A 16,630-nucleotide genomic window follows, 5' to 3' on the forward strand; every position below is an offset into this window, starting at 1 on the left:
CGTAGGAGAGAAGAGGGAGCGAGACGATGAGCTACCCCGCCGACAATGGTGGACCTGGTGCGGAGCGCAGTCTCGGCCAGCTGGTCGCCTCGGCGACCGCCGAGATGTCCGCACTGGTGCACGACGAGATCGCGCTGGCCAAGGCCGAACTGCGACAGGACGTCAAGCGCGGCGTGATGGGCGGTGCGGCCCTCAGCGTCGCGGGCGTCTTCGCGCTCTTCTCGCTTCCCGTGCTGAGCTTCGCCGCGGCGTACGGCATCCACAACCTGGGACTCGGGCTCGCCTGGTCCTTCCTGATCGTCGGCGGCGCGTACCTGGTGCTGGCCGGGCTGCTGGCGCTGCTCGCGGTGACCAAGTTCAAGAAGGTCAAGCCGCCGGAGCGGTCCATGGCCTCGGCCAAGCGGACCGCCGCCGTGTTCGGAAACGCCAAGCCGCACCCGCGTGAGGCCGCCGGGCGTCCGATTCGTCCCGCCCTTCCGGTCAAGGACGAGGCCGAGGTTGTGGCACGCTCGTCTGCATGACCGTCCCTGAGAGCAATTCCGGCAGTCCCGTACGTATCGATGGTCCCTGGACACATCGCGACGTGGCGGCCAATGGGGCGCGCTTCCATATCGCCGAGATGGGCGACGGCCCGCTGGTGTTGCTGCTGCACGGATTCCCGCAGTTCTGGTGGACGTGGCGGCACCAGCTGCCCGCGCTCGCCGACGCGGGGTTCCGGGCGGTCGCGATGGACCTGCGCGGCGTGGGCGGCAGTGACCGTACGCCTCGGGGATACGACCCGGCGAACCTGGCGCTCGACATCACGGGCGTGGTGCGGTCGCTCGGCGAACCGGACGCGGCGCTGGTCGGGCACGACCTGGGCGGGTACCTGGCGTGGACGGCGGCGGTGATGCGGCCGAAGCTGGTGCGCCGGCTGGCCGTTTCGTCGATGCCGCACCCGCGACGGTGGCGTTCGGCGATGCTGGCGGACTTCTCGCAGTCGCGCGCCGGCTCGTACGTATGGGGCTTCCAGCGGCCGTGGCTGCCTGAGCGTCAGCTCGTGGCCGATGACGCGGCGTTGGTCGGGCGGCTGATCCGCGACTGGTCGGGGCCGGGCCAGGAGCTGGGTGAGGAGACGATCGACGTGTACCGGCGGGCGATGGCCATCCCGTCGACCGCGCACTGCTCGATCGAGCCGTACCGGTGGATGGTGCGGTCCCTCGCCCGTCCTGACGGGATCCAGTTCAACCGCCGTATGAAGCGCCCGGTGCGGGTTCCCACACTGCACCTGCACGGCTCCCTGGACCCGGCGATGCGTACGCGCAGCGCGGCGGGTTCCGGCGAGTACGTGGAAGCTCCGTACCGGTGGCGGCTGTTCGACGGGCTGGGCCATTTCCCCCATGAGGAGGACCCGGTGGCGTTCTCCACCGAGCTCATCAACTGGCTCAAGGACCCCGAGCCGGACCGGTAGTCGCCCGCCGTGCCCGTCCCCGCGCCTGGGGGGGCACACAGCCGCACGACGAACAGCTCGTATGACGAACAGCCAATTGCCCGGCGCATAGGCCAATTGGCGGCCCCTGGGGCGGTTACCGACCTTGGGGCCCGGGCAGACGTCGGGGTATGGGCTGGACGCACGACTACGCTGACTCAGCACGGAACCGCCGCTCGGCCTCTGCGCCGATTCCCCCGAGGAGCGGTCCACCGACCGGTCAGGGGCCGGATCCCCGACTCGGGATCTCCCGCATCCTCCGCCGCCGAGCCCGCTGGGTCTCGGCCCGCCTCCGGCATACACGCGACTGAACGCGCCTCCGGCGCACGCGCGGCTCGACGCTGCTCCGGCGTACGCGCCGCTGGGCGCTGATCGGGCGTCGCCGTTCCGGCAAGTCCCCGGATCACCGATGCCGGGGCCCTGCCGGGCGGCGGCCGGTCAGAGGGCGCAGCCCTGGCTGTCGACCTGCTGGTTGGCGGTCCGGCCGAGCTCGATGTCCTGGCGGATCTCGTCCGCCGTCAGGGCGTAGCCGGTGTTCGGGTCGTCCAGGGACCTCGCGAAGATCACCCCGTACACCCTGCCGTCCGCGGTGAGCAGCGGGCCGCCGGAGTTGCCCTGGCGGACCGTCGCGAACAGCGAGTACACATCGCGGCGCACCTCGCCTCGGTGGTAGATGTCCGGGCCGTTGGCGTTGATCCGGCCGCGCACGCGCGCCGAGCGGACGTCGTACGCGCCGTTCTCCGGGAAGCCGGCGACGATCGCGTTGTCGCCGCTGCGCGCGTCCGCGTCCGTGAACCGGAGCGGCTTCGCCTCCAGGTCCGGTACGTCCAGTACGGCGATGTCGCGCTGCCAGTCGTACAGCACGACCTTCGCGTCGTACCGCCTGCCCTCGCCCCCTATCTGGACGGTCGGCTCGTCGACTCCACCGACGACGTGGGCGTTGGTCATCACGCGGCGCTCGGCGAAGACGAAACCGGTGCCTTCGAGGACCTTGCCGCAGCTCGGCGCCGTGCCGACGACCTTGACGATGGAGCTCTTGGCGCGGGCGGCCACCGGGCTGCCCGCGAGCGCCGGGTCGGGGGCCCGGACCTCGGTGATCGGCTCGTTGGCGAACGGGCTGAAGACCTGCGGGAAGCCGTTCTGCGCCAGTACGGAGGAGAAGTCGGCGAACCAGGTGGAGGCCTGGGCGGGCATCACCCGCGAGACGCCGAGCAGCACCTTGGAATTCCGGACCTCCTTGCCGAGCGTCGGCAGGGACGTACCGGCCAGGGCGGAGCCGATCAGCCAGGCGACGAGCAGCATGGCCACCACGTTGACGAGGGCGCCGCCGGTGGCGTCCAGCGCGCGGGCGGGTGACCAAGTGATGTGACGGCGCAGCTTGTTGCCGAGGTGGGTGGTGAAGGCCTGGCCCACGGAGGCGCAGACGATCACGATGACGACCGCGATGATCGCGGCGGTCGTCGACACCTTGGCGCCGTCCGTCAGCGGCCCCCAGACGAGCGGGAGGAGATAGACCGCGACGAGGCCGCCGCCGAGGAAGCCGATCACCGACAGGATGCCGACGACAAAACCTTGGCGGTACCCGACGATCGCGAACCACACGGCGGCGACCAGCAGCAGAATGTCCAGCACGTTCACCGTCATTAGCCTCGCAGATTCGTCTCCGGTCGCCCCAGTCGCCCCGTTCGGCTGCGGAGCACAGCGTCAGCCTGTCATGAGCGCCAGTCGAGCGGGACCTGCTTCTCCCGGTCCCAGGGGCGCTCCCAGCCTGCGAAGTGGAGGATCCGGTCGATCACTCCGGCGGTGAAACCCCAGACCAGAGCCGATTCGACCAGAAATGCCGGGCCGCGGTGTCCACTGGGGTGGACGGTGGTGGCGCGGTTGGCCGGGTCCGTGAGATCCGCCACGGGCACGGTGAAGACCCGGGCGGTCTCCGCCGGGTCGACGGCACGGAACGGGCTCGGGGAACGCCACCAGCCGAGGACCGGCGCCACGACGAAGCCGCTGACGGGGATGTACAGCCGCGGCAGCACGCCGAAGATCTGTACGCCGGCGGGGTCGAGGCCCGTCTCCTCCTCCGCCTCACGCAGCGCGGCGCGCAGCAGCCCGTCGGCGTCGGGGTCTCCGTCCTCGGGGTCGAGGGCGCCCCCGGGGAAGGACAGCTGCCCGGCGTGCGAGCGGAGGCTGCCGGCGCGCTCCATGAGCAGCAGCTCGGGGCCGTGGTCGCCCTCGCCGAAGAGGATGAGCACGGCGGACTGGCGGCCGCCGCGCTCGGGCGGCAGGAACCGGCTGAGCTGCTCGGGCGCCACGGTCCGCGCCGCCCGCGCGACCGGCTCCAGCCACTCGGGCAGCCCCTCCTCGGTCACGGTGACCGATGCCAGCCCGTCCCGGCCGCGGGCGGGCGGCTGCGGGCGGGAAGCGGTGGCGGCGGAGGCAGCGGAGGCGGTGGAGGCCCGTGCGGCGGTGGCGGTCGCGGGGGTGGTCGTCGGGGCGGTGCCCCGGGGGTGCGTGGGGACGGGGCGCTCCGGGTGGGCGGGGCCGCGGTGGGGGGTGCGGGGGGCGGTGGGTTCGATGCCGGGTGGCGGGGTCGGCCGGGCACCGGCCGGCGGTGCCGGGCGGTTGGTCCCGCGGTTGTGCGTGTGTTCTTCAGCGCGCGTCATAGGCACCCCCGGCTTCACAACGCGTTTCAGCCACTGATTCGTTCCGTCATTCGTCACCGGCCCCCAGGGGCGCCGCCGGGCGGCCCGGGTAGTCCGGGGGCGGGGCCAGTCGCTGGCCCGGGTAGCCGCCCTTCTCGTACTTCAGGAGCTTCTTCGCCTTCTCCGGGTCCGTCTCGCCCTCCCCGTACGCCGGGCACAGCGGCGCGATCGGGCAGGCGCCGCAGGCGGGCTTCCGGGAGTGGCAGATGCGCCGGCCGTGGAACACCACCCGGTGCGAGAGCATCGTCCACTCGGACTTGGGGAAGATCTCGCAGATCTCCGCCTCGACCTTCTCCGGATCCTCCTGCTCGGTCAGCTTCCACCGCCGGACCAGCCGGCCGAAGTGCGTGTCCACGGTGATGCCCGGTACGCCGAAGGCGTTGCCCAGGACCACGTTCGCCGTCTTGCGGCCCACGCCCGGCAGGCTCACCAGGTCCTCCAGGCGGCCGGGGACCTGACCGCCGAAGTTGTCCCGCAGGGCGGCGGACAGGCCCAGCAGGGACCTGGCCTTGGCGCGGAAGAAGCCGGTGGGCCGGATGATCTCCTCCAGCTCCTCCGGAACCGCCGCCGCCATGTCCTCCGGTGTCGGGTACTTCGCGAACAGCGCGGGGGTCGTCTGGTTGACCCGCAGGTCGGTCGTCTGGGCCGACAGGACGGTCGCGACGAGCAACTCGAAGGGGTTGCGGAAGTCGAGCTCGGGATGGGCGTACGGATACACATCGGCCAGCTCGCGGTTGATCTTGCGAGCTCGGCGCACCATCGCCAGGTGCGATTCCGCCTTCCAGGCCCGCGGCGCCTTCTGCGGCGCACTGCCGGGCGGGGTGGTCGCGGCCGGCTTGGCGGTCTTCGCTGATTTGGCGGTCTTGGCGGTCTCGGTCGCCGTGGCGGCCTTGGCGGTTTTGGTCGCCGTGGCGGTCTTGGCTGCCTTGGTGGTCGTGGGTGGCTTGGCGACCTTTGTCGACTTGGTCGCCGTGGTCGGCCCGGCCGCCTTGGCGGTCGCAGGCGTCCCGGTCGTCCCGGTCGCTCTGGCTGCCCTCGCGGACTTGGTCGCCTTCGCTGCCTTGGCCGCCTCGGCAACCTTTGTCGACTTGGCGGTCGCAGGCGTCCTGGTCGCCCTGGCCGGCTTGGCGGTCTCGGCCGGCTCAGCCTGCCCGGCAGGGGCCGCAGCCGGCTCGGCGGCCCCGGGGGTCCCTGGCGTCGGGACGGGCTCGGGCGGCGCGGCCGCATCGGCCGACCGGGTCGGTTTGGGCGGCTTGGTCGCCTTGACCGCCTTGGTCCCCTTCGTCGGTTTGCCCGCTTTTGCGGCATTCGTCGACACGGGCGACACGTGTTCGCCCACAGCGGAATTCTGTTCCCCGGACACTCTCCCGGCCCCCTCGGCCTGCGCTCTCACCGGCGAATTGGACACCCGGCCAGCCTAAGCGCCACCGCCGACATCCGCCCCGACCATGGTCGATCACGACCCAATCGGGGCCCTGCCGTACGGACACGCGTGCCAGTGCGTCAAACTTGTTGTGATTGATCGCACTGTTTTACCGTCCGGCATCATGGGACCCAACGTCCCTGAGCAGGTCGACATAGGAGAGAACTCGTGGACGACGTTCTGCGGCGCGCCCCGCTCTTCGCGGCGCTCGATGACGAGCAGGCCGCGGAGCTCCGCGCCTCGATGAGTGAAGTGACGCTCGCCCGTGGCGACGCGCTCTTCCACGAGGGCGACCCGGGCGACCGGCTCTACGTGGTCACCGAGGGCAAGGTGAAGCTCCACCGCACGTCCCCCGACGGGCGCGAGAACATGCTCGCCGTCCTCGGTCCCGGCGAGCTGATCGGCGAGCTGTCCCTCTTCGACCCGGGCCCGCGTACCGCCACCGCGACCGCCCTGACCGAGGTCAAGCTGCTCGGCCTCGGCCACGGTGACCTCCAGCCCTGGCTGAACGCCCGCCCCGAGGTCGCCACGGCCCTGCTGCGCGCTGTCGCCCGCCGCCTGCGCAAGACCAACGACCAGATGTCCGACCTGGTCTTCTCCGACGTACCGGGTCGAGTCGCCCGTGCGCTCCTGGACCTGTCGCGCCGCTTCGGCGTGCAGTCCGAGGAGGGCATCCACGTCGTGCACGACCTCACCCAGGAGGAGCTGGCCCAGCTCGTCGGCGCCTCCCGCGAGACGGTCAACAAGGCGCTCGCCGACTTCGCGGGCCGCGGCTGGCTGCGCCTGGAGGCGCGCGCCGTGATCCTGCTGGACGTCGAGCGGCTCGCCAAGCGCTCGCGCTAGTACGCGCACCGCACACGCGGAAGGGCCGCCCCGGGGGAACCGGGGCGGCCCTTCGTCGTACGCGTACCCGCCCGGGTCAGTTCTTCGTGCCGTCCACGATCAGCGGGTTGCCGTTGCCGCCGCCACAGGGGACCGCGTACACCGGGTTCTTGGCGGACGCCTCCTTGTAGGCGTCGATGCACTGGTTCAGCAGGACCTTGTCGGTCAGGGAGTCGTTGAGGATCTTGTTGGCCCGCGCGATGCCCTCCGCCTCGATCCGGCGCCGCTCCGCCTCCGCCTTCGCCGTACGCGCGGCCTCGGTCGCCCGTTCGGTGGCCTGCTGCTGCTGGATCTTGCGGTCGATCTGGCTCTGGAGCTGGTCCGACGGCTTCACGTTGCGCAGATTCACGGTCGTCACGTCGATGCCGCGCGGAGCCAGCCGCTCCTTGATCAGATCGCCGATCTCGGTGTTGATCTGCTCACGGGCGGAGGCGTAGCCCTCCTCGCTCGTGTGGCGGGCGAAGACGTTACGGATGATCTCGCGGCTGTCCGGGAAGACCAGGCGCTGCTGGATGGCCTCCTCGCTCCCGGCCAGCTTGTACAGCTCGACCGCCTTGGCCGGGGTGACCGCCCACTTCACGGTCACCTCCGCGTACATCACGCCGCCCTGCGACGAACGGACCTCCACGACGTCCTTGTCGGACAGGTTCAGGTCGACCGGGCGCGTGGAGAAGGTGGTGACGTTGGTGAACGGCGACGTGAGGTTCATGCCCGACGTCATGGGCGCGCCCACCTTGCCGAACGTGACGGGGACGCCGACCTCGTACGCGCTGATCACATGTACGCAGCTGGTCACGGCGGCGAACAGGCCCGCGATCAGCGCACCGGCGGCGCCGAGCCTCAGACCGCGGCGTTCGGTGCCGCGCGCGACGAAGAACAGCACCACGGCGGCGATGAGCAACAGGATGGACAGGACGAACACGGAAGATCCCCCCAGGGACGGAGCACAGAAGTAAGCGGAGCGTAAAGCATGGGCCATCGCCGCCCCGGACCCAGACCGCGCCCCCCAGGTCGGGCTGTGTTGCCCCGCGGTTCGGTGCCGTCCCCTCAGGTCGGTGCCGCCCCGCAGCTCGGGCCGTGCGGCTCCTCAGATCAGGCCGTGCTCCGTCAGGTACTCAAGCTGCGCCCGCACCGACAGCTCGGCCGCCGGCCACAGGGACCGGTCCACGTCCGCGTACACGTGCGCGACGACCTCGGCGGCCGTCCGGTACCCGTTCTCGACGGCCGTCTCGACCTGGGCGAGCCGGGTGGCACGGTGGGCCAGGTAGTACTCGACCGCCCCCTGGGCGTCCTCCAGGACCGGACCGTGGCCCGGCAGCACGGTGTGGACGCCGTCGTCGACCGTCAGCGAGCGCAGCCGCCGCAGGGAGTCCAGGTAGTCCCCGAGCCGCCCGTCGGGGTGCGCCACCATCGTCGTACCGCGCCCGAGGATGGTGTCGCCCGTCAGCACCGCCCCGTCGGCGGGCAGATGGAAGCTGAGCGAGTCGGCGGTGTGCCCCGGCGTCGGAACGACGCGCAGCTCGAGGCCGCCGACCTCGACGGCCTTCCCGGCGGTCAGCCCCTCGTCACCGAGCCGCAGCGCCGGGTCCAGCGCGCGTACGGCCGTTCCCGTCAGCTCGGCGAACCGCCCCGCGCCCTCGGCGTGGTCCGGGTGCCCGTGCGTGAGGAGCGTCAGCGCGACGCGCTTGCCCAGCTGTTCGGCCGTGTCGATCACCCGCCGCAGGTGCGTCTCGTCCAGCGGGCCCGGGTCGACCACGACGGCGAGCGGCGAGTCCGGCTCGGAGAGGATCCAGGTGTTGGTGCCGTCGAGCGTCATCGCGGACGGGTTGGGCGCGAGGACGTTGACGGCGCGTTCGGTCGCCGGGCCGGAGACCACGGCGCCACGCGGCTGCCCGGGCAGGGAAGCTGCGTCGGTCATGCGTCCCCACCTCCCGTGGCGACCCGCTTGGTGAACTCCTCGTGCCCCGGCCAGCTCAGCACCACCTGGTCACCCTCCAGACGCGCCTGAGCCAGTACGGGGGTGAGGTCCTGGTCCCGGGCCCCCGCCAGTGCCTCGGCGGACGTCCCGTACCCCTCCAGGGCCCTCAGCGTGGCGATCGTCGGCGGCATCATCAGCAGCTCGCCGCGGTCGTACCCCGCCGCGGCCTCCGCCGGGCGGATCCAGACGGTACGGTCGGCCTCCGTCGAGGCGTTGGAGGCCCGCTGGCCGGCCGGGAGGGCGGCCACGAAGAACCACGTGTCGTAGCGGCGGGGCTCGAACTCGGGGGTGATCCAGCGCGCCCAGGCGCCCAGCAGGTCGGAGCGGAGCACCAGGCCCCGCCGGTCCAGGAAGTCCGCGAACGCCAGCTCACGGGCCACCAGAGCGGCCCTGTCGGCCTCCCAGTCGTCGCCTCTCGTGTCGGCGACGACGGAGTCGGCGGTCGGGCCCGCGAGCAGGACGCCGGACTCCTCGTACGTCTCACGCACCGCCGCGCACACGATGGCCTGCGCCTCGGCCGGCTCGTCGACGCCGAGCCGGGCCGCCCACTCGGCGGGCGCCGGACCCGCCCACCGCACGGGATTCTCGTCGCGCGGGTCGACGCCGCCACCCGGATAGGCGTACGCGCCGCCCGCGAAGGCCATCGACGTACGCCGGCGCAACATGTGCACCTCGGGCCCACCGGCGCCGTCGCGCAGCAGCAGGACGGTCGCGGCCCGTCGCGGGGTCACGGCCGTGAGCGTGCCGCCGGCGAGCGCGCGGATGCGGTCGGGCCACTCCGGGGGGTACCACTGACCATTGGGCATGGCCGGATGCTATGCGCATCCGCCGAGATGTTCGAGAGGAAAGGTGGCTACGGCAACGGCCCCGCGCCCAGCCGTGGGCACGGGACCGGAAGCGGCCGGCCCGCGCCCCCGCGACGCGGCGCCGATGCGGGTACGGCCGGACCACGAGCCACGGGCCCACGGACTACGGCCCCGCGGCCCCGGACCGCAGCGCACCACCGGCCGACACACGGAGCAGCAGGCGCACCCGCCCCACACGCGGAACGGAACCGACCCACGCGACGGGCCTAGCGGCCGACGCACGGACCGGCAGAACCGACGTACCCGGCCGTCGCACTGGTCGGAGCACGCGCCGGGAGTACTGGCCCACACACGGAACCGACCCACACGCCGGACGTACCGGCCGTCGCACCGTACCGACGTACCGGCCCGGCACCAGGCGGCGCACCGGACCGACGTACCCGGCCCGGCACCAGGCGACGCACCGGACCGACGTACCCAGCCCGGCGCCAGGCGACACACCGGCCGTCGCACGCGCCGAGGAGGGCCGGGGCCCACCGGGCGCGCCCGGCCGACGCACGGGCCGGCGGAACAGGCCGCTCAGTCCTCGACCAGCTCCACCTGGATCTCGACCTCGACCGGCGCGTCCAGCGGGAGCACCGCGACGCCCACGGCGCTGCGCGCGTGGACGCCCTTGTCGCCCAGGACCTCGCCCAGCAGCTCGCTGGCGCCGTTGAGGACGGCCGGCTGGCCGGTGAAGTCCGACGCCGAGGCGACGAACCCGACGACCTTCACGACCCGGGCGATCCGGTCCAGGTCACCCGCGACCGACTTCACGGCGGCCAGTGCGTTGAGCGCGCAGATCCGCGCGAGCTTCTTGGCCTCCTCCGGGGTGACCTCGCCGCCCACCTTGCCGGTGACCGGAAGCTTGCCGTCCACCATCGGAAGCTGGCCCGCCGTGTACACGTACACGCCCGACCGGACCGCCGGCTGGTACGACGCCAGCGGCGGCACCACGTCCGGCAGGGTCAGGCCGAGTTCGGCGAGCGTCGCCTCCACGCGGCCGGTCACGGCTTCTCCCGCTTCAGGTACGCCACGAGCTGCTCGGGGTTGTTCGGCCCGGGAACGACCTGGACGAGCTCCCAGCCGTCCTCGCCCCAGGTGTCCAGAATCTGCTTGGTCGCGTGCACGAGAAGGGGCACGGTCGCGTATTCCCACTTGGTCATGGAGCCGACTGTAGCCGCTGCCAAAGGCAGCCTCCTGCTCAGGCACCCCAGCCCGAGCGGGGCGGCGGCAGCGCCTCCCGATGCCGCCCCCCGCATGCGCCGCACGTGCCGTCTGCGCCGCACGTGCCGTCTGCGCCCCATGCGCCGTCTGCGCCGCCGTCAGCCGCCCGCGTTCCGCGCCGGAGTCGGTTCTCGCCTCTCCCCCGGCGCCCTTCGGGCACGAGAGGCTCCCGGCCTTGACCCGCCCAAACCGACCCGGGGGCGACTGGCCCACAGCACTACTGGTTAGGCTCGAATACGTGAGCAGGCTCCAGGTCGTCAGCGGCAAGGGCGGTACCGGTAAGACGACGGTCGCCGCCGCCCTCGCGCTCGCCCTCGCGACCGAGGGCAAGCGGACCCTCCTCGTCGAGGTCGAGGGCAGACAGGGCATCGCACAACTCTTCGAGACGGAGGCGCTCCCGTACGAGGAGCGGAAGATCGCCGTCGCGCCGGGCGGCGGCGAGGTGTACGCGCTGGCCATCGACGCCGAGCGCGCACTCCTCGACTACCTCCAGATGTTCTACAAACTCGGCTCGGCGGGCCGCGCCCTCAAGAAGCTCGGCGCCATCGACTTCGCCACCACCATCGCGCCGGGCGTACGGGACGTCCTGTTGACCGGCAAGGCGTGCGAGGCGGTACGCCGCCGGGAGAAACACGGGGGGTTCGTGTACGACTACGTCGTCATGGACGCCCCGCCCACCGGCCGGATCACCCGCTTCCTGAACGTCAACGACGAGGTGGCGGGCCTCGCCAAGATCGGCCCGATACACAATCAGGCCCAGGCGGTCATGCGGGTGCTGAAGTCGCCGGAGACGGCCGTCCACCTGGTGACCCTCCTGGAGGAGATGCCGGTCCAGGAGACCGCCGACGGCATCGCCGAGCTGCGTGAGGCGGACCTGCCGGTGGGTGGCGTCGTGGTCAACATGGTCCGCCCGCACGTACTGGACGAGGACGCGGTACGGGCCGCCGCCGGCGACCACCGCAAGGACATCACCAAGGCGCTCGCCGCGGCGGGCCTCAGCGGTTCGGCCCGGCTGGTCGGCCCGCTCCTCGACCAGGCCGTCGAGCACGCCCAGCGGGTGGAGCTGGAGCGGGAGCAGCGGGAGGCGCTGGCGAAGCTTCAGGTCCCGACGTACGAACTGCCCTTCCTCGGAGAAGGGGCGGACATCGCCGGTCTCTACCGGCTGGCCAAGGAACTCAGGAAGCTCGGGGTGGGTGCATGACTCTCGAAGGGGCTCCCGGCCTGGAGGTCGATCCGCTGCTGGACGACCCGGCGACGCGCATCATCGTGTGCTGCGGCGCGGGCGGTGTCGGCAAGACGACGACGGCGGCCGCCCTGGGCGTACGGGCGGCAGAGCGCGGGCGGAAGGTCGTCGTCCTGACGATCGACCCGGCCCGCCGGCTCGCCCAGTCGATGGGCATCGACCAGCTCGACAACGTTCCGCGCCGGGTCGACGGCATCAAGGGCGGCGGCGAACTGCACGCCATGATGCTCGACATGAAGCGCACCTTCGACGAGATCGTCGAGGGACACGCGGAGCCCGCGCGGGCGGCGGCCATCCTCGGCAACCCCTTCTACCAGTCCCTGTCGGCCGGTTTCGCGGGCACGCAGGAGTACATGGCGATGGAGAAGCTGGGACAGCTACGGGCGCGCGAGGAGTGGGACCTGATCATCGTCGACACCCCGCCGTCCCGATCCGCGCTGGACTTCCTGGACGCGCCGAAGCGGCTGGGGTCGTTCCTGGACGGGAAGTTCATCAAGCTGCTGATGGCGCCGGCGAAGGTGGGCGGCCGGGCGGGAATGAAGTTCCTGAATGTCGGCATGTCGATGATGACGGGCACCCTGGGCAAGCTGTTGGGAGGTCAGCTGCTGCGGGACGTACAGACGTTCGTGGCCGCGATGGACACCATGTTCGGCGGCTTCCGTACGCGGGCGGACGCCACGTACCGGCTCCTCCAGGCCCCGGGCACGGCCTTTCTCGTGGTGGCCGCGCCGGAGCGGGACGCGCTGCGGGAGGCGGCGTACTTCGTGGAGCGGCTGGCGGCGGAGCGGATGCCGCTGGCCGGGCTGGTGCTCAACCGCGTACACGGCAGCGGGGCCGTCCGGTTGTCCGCCGAGCGGGCGCTGGCCGCCGCGGAAAATCTTGAAGAGGGCCGCATTGTGGATCAGGCGGCCGGGAAGACTGGTGTTCGTGGCCCCGAGACCACCTCTCCCGAGCCCGAGGCCCCCGAAACCACAGCAGCAAGCACGGACGTCACGACCGGCGTCGCCACCGCCACCGTCGGCTCCGCCGACACCACGTCGCCCGCCGTCGCGGAACTGACAGCGGGTCTACTTCGCCTGCACGCCGAACGGATGCAGGTGCTCGCGCGGGAAAAGCGCACGCGCGACCGCTTCACCGCGCTCCACCCCGAGGTGGCCGTCACGGAAGTACCGGCGCTCCCCGGCGACGTGCACGACCTGTCGGGCCTCCGCGCCATCGGCGACCGACTCGCGGAAGGGCACGGCTGACCGCGCACGGCACACCGCTGAGGCACCGGGCCCGCTGAACCAGGCAGTGCGCTGTTGACCGCGCACCGCTGACTGGGCAAGCACTGTTGACGGTGCAGGGCACTGTTGACGGCGCAAGGCACCGCTGCCGCGCAAAGCACAGCTACTGAGCAAGACGCCCTGACCGCGCAGCGCGGGCAGCGGCTGAACCGGGCAGCGCACCGCTGACTGGGCAGCACACGGCACGGCTGGCCGTGCAAGACGCCGCCGACTGCGCGGGGCGCCGCTGACCTGCGGGGAACGACTCGTGCCTGTCCCCCTGCTGCTGCTACCTCGTCCGTCCCACGGCTATCCCACTGCCGCGTACGTCTCGTACGTCTCGTCGTCGTCCAGCGCGACGGGCAGGATGCCCGCGCTCCGCTCGTACTCGGTACGCGCGGTCTCCAGCAGCCGACGCCACGACGTGACGGTCGGCCGCCGGCGCAGCAGTGCGCGGCGTTCGCGCTCCGTCATGCCGCCCCACACGCCGAACTCGACGCGGTTGTCCAGCGCGTCGGCCAGGCACTCCGTCCGCACCGGGCATCCGGTACACACGGCCTTGGCCCTGTTCTGCGCCGCTCCTTGTACGAACAGTTCATCCGGATCGGTAGTGCGGCAGGCGGCCTGCGCACTCCAGTCAGCTACCCAGCCCATACCGGCGCCGTCCTCTCCCGAATCGAGGCTCCCCCACGGCGGCAGCGGCATATTCACCGCCACCAGTTGAGGACGTTACGGAAGGTGGGCACAGCGCAACACCCCCTTCGGGCCCAATCTTGAATGGTCCGAACGGACTATGCGTACGCGGCAGATCACCCAGGGGAGTGAGCGCTGGACATGCGTAATAAATGACGCAGTGCGGTGCGTTCTGGGTGAGCCACAAAGGGCACGTGCTGACGCATGAGGGGGAAACGGACATGGTCCCGCGCGGCTCGGGAACGCGCGGGTCATACCGGGGGGCGCGACTGCTGTGACAGGTGTGACCAGCTTAGGCCAAGGCCTGTACGTGTGTCCGGAAAACGAGGAGGGAGCCCCTTCGAAGGCCCCGGAGCCCCGGAGCCGCGGAGCCCCGGAGCCGCGGAGGAGTCCCCGAGGAGGCCCCGAGGCGCCCTCGGGCTCCCGGACCGCTCCGGTCGTGCGCCCATGTCACAACCTGGTACGCGAACATCCCGTAACCCACCCGCTCCCTCGGAACGCCACTACCGACGGATTAGGCTTGCCCCATGCCAAAGAAGCGCTCGGGCGGTGGCCTGACCGGGGCCCAGCAGGCCGCCAAGTTCGTCGGTGTCAGCGTGCTCGCCGGAGCCGTACTGGCCGGCATCGCCCTGCCCGCCGCGGGAGCGCTGGGGCTGGCGGCGAAGGGCACGGTCCAGGGGTTCGACGAGATCCCGGCCAACCTCAAGCGCCCCCCGCTCAGCCAGCGCACCACGATCCTGGACTCGCAGGGCGGGCAGATCGCCACGGTGTACTCCCGTGACCGCACGGTCGTGGACCTCAAGGACATCTCCCCGTACATGCAGAAGGCGATCGTCGCGATCGAGGACTCGCGCTTCTACGAGCACGGCGCCATCGACCTCAAGGGCGTATTGCGCGCGCTCAACCGGAACGCCCAGTCGGGCGGGGTCGCCCAGGGCGCCTCGACGCTGACCCAGCAGTACGTGAAGAACGTCTTCGTGGAGGAGGCCGGCGACGACCCCGACAAAGTCGCCCAGGCCACCCAGCAGACCCTCGGCCGCAAGATCCAGGAGCTGAAGTACGCGATCCAGGTCGAGGAGGAGCTCGGGAAGAAGAAGATCCTCGAGAACTACCTCAACATCACCTTCTTCGGGCAGCAGGCGTACGGCATCGAGGCCGCGGCCCAGCGGTACTTCTCCAAGCCGGCCAAGAACCTGACCCTGGAGGAGTCGGCGATGCTGGCCGGCATCGTCCAGTCGCCGAGCCGCTACGACCCGGTCAACGACGTGCAGGAGGCCACCAAGCGCCGCAACGTCGTCCTGTCGCGCATGGCCGCCGTCGGTGACATCGGCGAGGCGGAGGCCGAGCGGGCCAAGGCCATCCCGATCAAGCTGAAGGTCAGCAAGCCGAAGAACGGCTGCATCACGGCCGTCGACGGTGCCGGCTTCTTCTGCGACTACGTACGCGAGGTCTTCCTTTCCGACCCGGTCTTCGGGAAGAACCGCGAGGAACGCAGCAAGGTCTGGAACCGCGGCGGTCTGACGATCAAGACCACGCTCGACCCGCAGGCGCAGAAGTCGGCGCAGGAGTCGATCAGCAACCACGTCTACCAGACGGACAAGGTCGCCACCGCGGTGACGATGGTTCAGCCCGGCACCGGCAAGATCATGGCGATGGCTCAGTCGAGGCCGTACGGCTTCGGGAAGAACGAGACCCAGATCAACTACTCGGTCAACAAGCGCATGGGCGGTTCGAACTTCGGCTTCCCGGTCGGCTCGACGTTCAAGCCCTTCGTGGCGGCCGCCGCCCTGGAGCAGGGCAAGCCGCCGACCCAGGTGTACTCGTCGCCGTACCAGATGCCCTACCCGTCGTCCGTGTCGACGTGCAGCGGAAAGCCCTGGGTGAACCAGGGGGACAACGTCGAGAACGAGAACGAGTCGGAGGTCGGCCCGTACGCGCTCAAGGACGCGATGGCCAAGTCGGTCAACACCTACTTCGTCCAGATGATCGCCGAGATCGGGATGTGCCCGGTCGTGGAGATGACCAACAAGCTGGGCGTGGTGCAGGGCAACGACGAGAAGCTGCCCGAGGTGCCCGCCATCTCGCTCGGCTCGAAGGGCATCTCGCCGCTGAACATGGCGAACGCGTACGCCACGTTCGCCAACCGCGGCACGTACTGCACCCCGACCGCCATCGAGTCGATCAAGACGGCGGACGGCAAGAGCCTCGAGGTCCCGAAGACGAGCTGTACCAAGGCGATGTCGGAGCGGACGGCCGACACCATCAACTCGCTGCTGCGCGATGTGGTCGACTCCGGTACGGGTGAGAAGGCCGGCCTGACCAGCCGCGACAACGCGGGCAAGACGGGTACGACGGACGCCCGCAAGAACGCCTGGTTCGTCGGCTACACCCCGAACCTGTCCGGCGCCGTATGGGTGGGCAGCCCGAGCCAGGACGTGGAGATGTTCTCCATCAGGATCGGTGGCCGGTACCACGGTGCCGTCTTCGGTGGTGAGGTACCCGGCCCGATCTGGCGGGACGCCATGACCGGCGCGCTCGACGGCCGGGAGGCGCCGCCCTTCGCCGAGGTCCACATTCCCGATGCCCCGAAGGACGGCAAGGGCAAGGGCAAGCCCGGCGACAACAAGCCGGGCGGCGGTGACGGTGACGACGGCGGTGACGACGACAAGCCGGGCGGCGACGATCCCTGGGACGGCATCACCATCCCGCCGGACCTGATCGGCGGCGGCAACCAGCGCGGCGGCGGCAACGGCGGCTGGCGCTGACGCAGACGCAGACGCTGATGACACGCTCACCAGAAAGAGGGGCGGGGGGGGGAGGGGGGGGGGGGGGGGGGGGGGGGGGTGTGGGAGGAGGGGGCGACGGGGGGGGGGGGGGGGGGGGGGGGGGGGGGGGGGGGGGGGGACG

16 protein-coding genes are annotated in these 16,630 nt (G+C 71.3%); 7 read left to right on the forward strand and 9 right to left on the reverse strand.

Annotated features, from left to right (window positions below; all coding sequences use genetic code 11):
* The first annotated feature begins 26 nt into the window (after positions 1 to 26).
* The 3 genes from ACZ6C1_RS22940 (at position 27) to ACZ6C1_RS22950 (ending at position 1,779) form a co-directional block, all read left to right on the forward strand.
* Entirely contained in the window at positions 27 to 521 is a 495-nt protein-coding gene (locus ACZ6C1_RS22940) for a phage holin family protein (RefSeq protein ID WP_469243100.1), read from the forward strand.
* Positions 518 to 1,450, forward strand: coding sequence for an alpha/beta fold hydrolase (locus ACZ6C1_RS22945; protein WP_469243102.1), 933 nt, complete (start codon positions 518 to 520; stop codon positions 1,448 to 1,450). Before ACZ6C1_RS22940 ends, ACZ6C1_RS22945 begins: the two co-directional genes overlap by 4 nt.
* Before the next feature lie 149 nt (positions 1,451 to 1,599).
* On the forward strand, positions 1,600 to 1,779 hold the full coding sequence (locus ACZ6C1_RS22950) for a hypothetical protein (protein ID WP_469243104.1): 180 nt from the start codon (positions 1,600 to 1,602) through the stop codon (positions 1,777 to 1,779).
* Between the two features lie 127 nt (positions 1,780 to 1,906).
* Here the strand turns inward: ACZ6C1_RS22950 and ACZ6C1_RS22955 are convergent, their stop codons facing one another.
* The 3 genes from ACZ6C1_RS22955 to nth form a co-directional block, all read right to left on the reverse strand.
* The gene (locus tag ACZ6C1_RS22955) at positions 1,907 to 3,106 is read right to left on the reverse strand and encodes a MarP family serine protease (RefSeq protein WP_469243106.1); all 1,200 of its coding nucleotides are present in this window, start codon (positions 3,104 to 3,106) and stop codon (positions 1,907 to 1,909) included.
* A 74-nt stretch (positions 3,107 to 3,180) separates the two neighbouring features.
* Positions 3,181 to 3,849, reverse strand: coding sequence for an NUDIX hydrolase (locus tag ACZ6C1_RS22960; RefSeq protein WP_469243200.1), 669 nt, complete (start codon positions 3,847 to 3,849; stop codon positions 3,181 to 3,183).
* A 325-nt stretch (positions 3,850 to 4,174) separates the two neighbouring features.
* The gene (nth, locus tag ACZ6C1_RS22965) at positions 4,175 to 5,506 is read right to left on the reverse strand and encodes an endonuclease III (RefSeq protein ID WP_469243108.1); all 1,332 of its coding nucleotides are present in this window, start codon (positions 5,504 to 5,506) and stop codon (positions 4,175 to 4,177) included.
* 252 nt (positions 5,507 to 5,758) lie between these two features.
* Here nth and ACZ6C1_RS22970 point away from each other — a divergent pair, with 252 nt between their 5' ends.
* A complete protein-coding gene (locus tag ACZ6C1_RS22970) occupies positions 5,759 to 6,433 on the forward strand; it encodes a Crp/Fnr family transcriptional regulator (RefSeq protein ID WP_014046869.1) in 675 nt (224 codons plus the stop codon).
* A 76-nt stretch (positions 6,434 to 6,509) separates the two neighbouring features.
* Here the strand turns inward: ACZ6C1_RS22970 and ACZ6C1_RS22975 are convergent, their stop codons facing one another.
* From ACZ6C1_RS22975 to ACZ6C1_RS22995, 5 genes are all read right to left on the reverse strand, one after another.
* Positions 6,510 to 7,394 (reverse strand): prohibitin family protein, encoded by an 885-nt coding sequence (locus tag ACZ6C1_RS22975; protein ID WP_469243110.1) that lies wholly within the window; start codon positions 7,392 to 7,394, stop codon positions 6,510 to 6,512.
* A 165-nt stretch (positions 7,395 to 7,559) separates the two neighbouring features.
* Positions 7,560 to 8,390 (reverse strand): MBL fold metallo-hydrolase, encoded by an 831-nt coding sequence (locus ACZ6C1_RS22980; protein ID WP_469243112.1) that lies wholly within the window; start codon positions 8,388 to 8,390, stop codon positions 7,560 to 7,562.
* Positions 8,387 to 9,256, reverse strand: coding sequence for an NUDIX hydrolase (locus ACZ6C1_RS22985; RefSeq protein WP_469243114.1), 870 nt, complete (start codon positions 9,254 to 9,256; stop codon positions 8,387 to 8,389). The genes ACZ6C1_RS22980 and ACZ6C1_RS22985 overlap by 4 nt, the downstream gene beginning before the upstream one ends.
* 579 nt (positions 9,257 to 9,835) lie before the next feature.
* On the reverse strand, positions 9,836 to 10,306 hold the full coding sequence (locus tag ACZ6C1_RS22990) for a RidA family protein (protein ID WP_469243116.1): 471 nt from the start codon (positions 10,304 to 10,306) through the stop codon (positions 9,836 to 9,838).
* Complete coding sequence (locus ACZ6C1_RS22995) at positions 10,303 to 10,461, reverse strand: DUF4177 domain-containing protein (protein WP_019992579.1); 159 nt, start codon at positions 10,459 to 10,461, stop codon at positions 10,303 to 10,305. Before ACZ6C1_RS22995 ends, ACZ6C1_RS22990 begins: the two co-directional genes overlap by 4 nt.
* A gap of 299 nt (positions 10,462 to 10,760) precedes the next feature.
* On the opposite strand from ACZ6C1_RS22995, the gene bagA reads away from it, so the two are divergent.
* Entirely contained in the window at positions 10,761 to 11,723 is a 963-nt protein-coding gene (gene bagA, locus ACZ6C1_RS23000; protein WP_469243118.1) for an ATPase BagA, read from the forward strand.
* Positions 11,720 to 13,012 carry an ATPase BagB gene (gene bagB / locus ACZ6C1_RS23005; protein WP_469243120.1) on the forward strand — a complete coding sequence of 431 codons (1,293 nt, stop codon included), beginning with the start codon at positions 11,720 to 11,722 and terminating at the stop codon, positions 13,010 to 13,012. Before bagA ends, bagB begins: the two co-directional genes overlap by 4 nt.
* Positions 13,013 to 13,339: 327 nt before the next feature.
* Here bagB and ACZ6C1_RS23010 read toward each other — a convergent pair whose 3' ends face one another.
* Positions 13,340 to 13,684 carry a WhiB family transcriptional regulator gene (locus tag ACZ6C1_RS23010; protein ID WP_058940833.1) on the reverse strand — a complete coding sequence of 115 codons (345 nt, stop codon included), beginning with the start codon at positions 13,682 to 13,684 and terminating at the stop codon, positions 13,340 to 13,342.
* 566 nt (positions 13,685 to 14,250) lie between these two features.
* On the opposite strand from ACZ6C1_RS23010, the gene ACZ6C1_RS23015 reads away from it, so the two are divergent.
* Positions 14,251 to 16,488, forward strand: a complete 2,238-nt coding sequence (locus ACZ6C1_RS23015; RefSeq protein WP_469243122.1) for a transglycosylase domain-containing protein — start codon at positions 14,251 to 14,253, stop codon at positions 16,486 to 16,488.
* Positions 16,489 to 16,630: the final 142 nt, after the last annotated feature.

It is taken from the genome of Streptomyces sp. NPDC041796 (assembly GCF_055590785.1).